The sequence below is a fragment of the Dietzia sp. DQ12-76 genome (genome assembly GCF_014145045.1).
Taxonomy (GTDB): Bacteria; Actinomycetota; Actinomycetes; order Mycobacteriales; family Mycobacteriaceae; genus Dietzia.
Genome location: NZ_JAALDV010000426.1, coordinates 1 through 3,809, shown reverse-complemented (window position 1 = coordinate 3,809; position 3,809 = coordinate 1). Strand labels below are relative to the sequence as shown.

At 72.5% G+C, this 3,809-nt stretch carries 5 protein-coding genes; all 5 read left to right on the top strand.

Annotated elements, in window-relative coordinates; all coding sequences use genetic code 11:
- A partial coding sequence (locus G6019_RS13910; RefSeq protein ID WP_182627825.1) for a hypothetical protein occupies positions 1-393 on the top strand: 393 nt, incomplete at its 5' end.
- A gap of 8 nt (positions 394-401) precedes the next feature.
- The gene (locus tag G6019_RS13905) at positions 402-1,565 is read left to right on the top strand and encodes a hypothetical protein (protein WP_182613762.1); all 1,164 of its coding nucleotides are present in this window, start codon (positions 402-404) and stop codon (positions 1,563-1,565) included.
- Positions 1,566-1,717: 152 nt separating this feature from the next.
- Positions 1,718-2,281 carry a hypothetical protein gene (locus tag G6019_RS13900; RefSeq protein ID WP_182613763.1) on the top strand — a complete coding sequence of 188 codons (564 nt, stop codon included), beginning with the start codon at positions 1,718-1,720 and terminating at the stop codon, positions 2,279-2,281.
- 62 nt (positions 2,282-2,343) lie between these two features.
- The gene (locus G6019_RS13895; protein ID WP_107757221.1) at positions 2,344-2,655 is read left to right on the top strand and encodes an ArsR/SmtB family transcription factor; all 312 of its coding nucleotides are present in this window, start codon (positions 2,344-2,346) and stop codon (positions 2,653-2,655) included.
- Positions 2,652-3,809 (top strand): heavy metal translocating P-type ATPase (locus G6019_RS13890; RefSeq protein ID WP_182627823.1); only part of this gene is annotated, 1,158 nt, incomplete at its 3' end. The genes G6019_RS13895 and G6019_RS13890, both read left to right, overlap by 4 nt.

The window sequence follows — 3,809 nt, the reverse complement described above, 5'->3', positions numbered from 1 at the left end:
CTGCACATCGCGGTCGCCGCGGAGGGTGGCCTGGCCCTCCCCGTCGGCAGCGGCGTCTCCGAGGTGACGCTCGCCGACACCGCGGTCATCGACAGCCGCGGGGGCGGATCCCGCGACTGGAGCGCGTCCGTCGCCGCCACCGGTCTCGCTCGGGGACCATCCCTCTCGTACAGGGTCGTCTCCCCCACCGGACCCGGAGCGGTGACCAACCGGATGCCGGACTGGACGCCGGTGGGCGCCCCGCGGGACGCCCTCGCGGTGAGCGGGATCGTCGTGCCCTCCGCATCGTGGAGATGGACGCCCCGGGTCAGGGTGGACAGGGCAGTGCCCGGCCTCGGTTCCACCGGCCCCTCCGCTCCCGGCCGCGGCGCGTTGATCACCTCGGCGTTATGACGACGACGATGAGGCCCGTCACCATCCGAGGGCACCTCGCCCCGCGTCTCGTGGCGTTCCTCGCCGCCGTGCTGATCGCGTCGGTCGTGCTCGCCGCCGCCTCGCCCACACCCGCCCTCGCGCATCAGAGACCGTCACCCGGCGCGAGCCCGGGCACGATCTCGATCGGACTCAGGAGCGCTCCGCCGACGCCGTCGAACGACCCCAGGGCACATCGGTACATCGTGGACCATCTCAGCGCTGGGGCGTCGACCACTCGTCGACTCGAGGTGGGCAACCACACCGACTCCCCGCAGAGGATCGAGGTCTACGCCGGGCCTGCCACGGTGCAGGGCGGGTCGTTCCTCCCCGAGTCGCCCGGGGAGTCGAACGCGCTGACCCGGTGGATCCACCTCGACAGATCGGTGCTGAACCTGCTGCCCGGCCAGTCGGCGATGGTCACCGCGACGATCACCGTGCCCGCCGGGGCACCCGATGCCGAGCAGTACGCGGTGATCTGGGCATCCCACACCTCCGCGGCCCCGGGCGGGAACGCGGTGGGCACAGGAACGGGCTCGTCGGGGTCGGCGGTGTCGGGCTCGCTCGGGTCGCCCGGGTCCTCCTCGAGCGGCTCCGGTGCGGGCGAGACCGGCCTCGACCAGATCTCGCGCGTCGGGGTCCGCGTGTACCTCTCCACCGGAGCCGGCGGCGCGCCCGATTCCGGATTCGAGATCCTCGATCTGCGGCCTGTCTGGGCAGCGGTCGGCGTCGCCGCATTCCTCGCGACGGTGTCCAACACGGGACACAGGGCGGTGGATGTGGCCGGGACACTCGATCTCACCGACGGACCCGGCGGGCTGGCGACCCCTCCCCTCGCGTCGGAACCCGCCACCATCGCGCCCGGTGAGACCGCCGAGATCCGCTTCCCCGTCTCCGAGGCCATCCCGCTCCCCTCCGGGGAGTGGACGGCGACCGTCGATCTGGCGAGCGGGACCGAGAAGCAGACGACCGCGCGCGAGTTCGCGGTCCCCCCGGTGGGCGACGTCACCGCCTCGGGCGGCTCGCCCGAGGCCACCACCGCGCCTGTTCGTCCCCTGGGAGCAGGTGCGGCGCTGCTGGTGCTCGCCGCGCTCCTGCTGCTGCTCTGGTTCCTCGTCGGCAGGCGCAGGAGGGGCGAGGGCTCCTCGGGGTAGACCCCGACCATCCGGTCGCGCGCACTGCGGGGGACCCCCCATTTATCCCCGGATTCGCAGCGCAGCCCGATGTGACCAGGCCGTGCCCGCGATTAGGGTGACCGGCGAAACCGGCCGGGTCACCGGCCCCGCACATCGTGAATCGAGCCGCCATGAACGAGCAGACCCCCTCCCGCTCCGACGACTCCTCGGACGCCGGGTGGGACCACACCACGGCGACCACGACTCAATTCGCCCCCGTGGAGCGGTACCCAGGGGAGCACTTCCCTCCCGAGCGCTACCCGACAGAGCGGTTTCCGACCGAGCAGTTCCCCCCTGTGCCGCCCACCGAGCTGTATCCCCCTGTGCCGGCGACCGACCAGTGTCCGACCGTCCCGGCCTCGGAGAACGTCGAACGGCTCGCCCACGACGGTGGTCTGCCCTACGGAATGACCCCCGCGGCGCCGTACCGGCAGGGCACCGAATTCGTGCCCCATCATCTGGCGTCGCCGACGGCCGGGCAGGGGTTCGGCGACCCCGCCCGGTTCCAGCAGTACACGGCTTACGGAATGCCGGCGCAGGGAATCATGCCCCACCCGTACCCGATGCAGCAGACGGTGTTCGTCACCCACGGCGGCGGCAGGCGGGTCAACCACCCGCTGCACCTGATCCTGACCATCCTGAGCTTCGGGCTCTGGCTCCCCGTCTGGGCGGTGCTCGCGATCGCCAATTCCTAGAGGCCGGGCCGACGCCGGCGCCGAGCCTGGAACACATCGCTCAATCCCGTTATCATCGTCGAATGACGATCGATGCCGGGGTTGCGCTGTTCCGCAGCCTGTCCGACGGAACCCGGCTGGCGATCATCCGCCGGCTCGCGCGCGGTGAGACCCGGGTCGCCGACCTGGTGGCCGAGCTCGGGTTGGCGCAATCCACGGTCTCCGCCCACGTCGCGTGCCTGCGGGACTGCGGGCTCGTGGAGGGGCGACCGCAGGGCCGGCAGGTGTTCTATTCGCTCGCCCGTCCCGAGTTGATGGAGTTGCTGGCCTCCGCCGAGACGCTCCTCGCCGCGACCGGGTCGGCGGTCGCGCTGTGCCCCAACCACGTCTCGTGAGCGACGCGTGCGGGTGCGGCCCCGATGACCCTCCGGCCGGGGACGGTGAGAACCGCGGTCCGGAACACCTGTGGCAGGTCACCGAGATCCGGGCCGCTGCCGCGGCCGGATCACTGCTTCTGACGGGACTGCTCCTCGGCCGGACCGTCGGGCCCCACCCGGCCGAGTTCGTGCTGTACGCGGTCGCGCTCCTGGTCGCGGGCTCCACGTTCGTCCCGTCGACTCTCCGACGCCTGGCGCGGGGCAGCATCGGCGTGGGCACGCTCATGACCATCGCGGCCACCGGCGCGGTGATCCTCGGCGAGGTCGAGGAGGCCGCCCTGCTGGCGTTCCTCTTCGCCATCAGCGAGGGGCTCGAGGAGTATTCGGTCGCACGCACCCGCCGAGGCCTGCGCTCCCTGTTGTCGCTGGTTCCGTCGACCGCCACCGTCCTCCGCGGCGGGCGCGAGCTGCGGGTCGGGCCCGACGACCTCCGTCTGGGCGAGGTGATGATCGTCCGACCGGGCGAGCGGATCGCCACCGACGGCACGATCCGCGTCGGCCGCACCGCCCTGGACAACTCGGCGATCACCGGCGAATCGGTCCCGGTCGAGGCCGGTCCGGGGGACGAGGTGTACGCGGGGTCGATCAACGGCAGCGGCGCCCTGGAGGTCACGGTCACCGCGGAGGCGCGGGAGAACTCGCTGGCGAGGATCGTCCAGATCGTCGAGGCGGAACAGTCACGCAGGGGCCAGGCCCAGCGGCTGGCCGACACCGTCGCCAGGCCCCTGGTCCCGGGCATCCTCGTGGCCGCCGCGCTGATCGCGGTGGTGGGGAGCCTGTTCGGCGACCCGCAGGTGTGGATCGAACGGGCCCTCGTCGTCCTGGTGGCGGCCTCGCCCTGCGCCCTGGCGATCTCTGTGCCCGTCACCGTGTACGCCGCCGTGGGTGCGGCCAGCCGGTTCGGTGTGCTGGTCAAGGGCGGCGCCGCTCTGGAGGCCCTCGGCCGCATCCGCGGAATCGCCCTGGACAAGACCGGCACCCTCACCCGCAATCGTCCCGTCGTCGTCGAGATCGCGACCGCGGACGGGGTCTCCGGGGCGGAGGTCCTCGCGGTGGCCGCCGCCCTGGAGGTCCGCAGCGAGCATCCGTTGGCGGCGGCGATCCTGGACGCC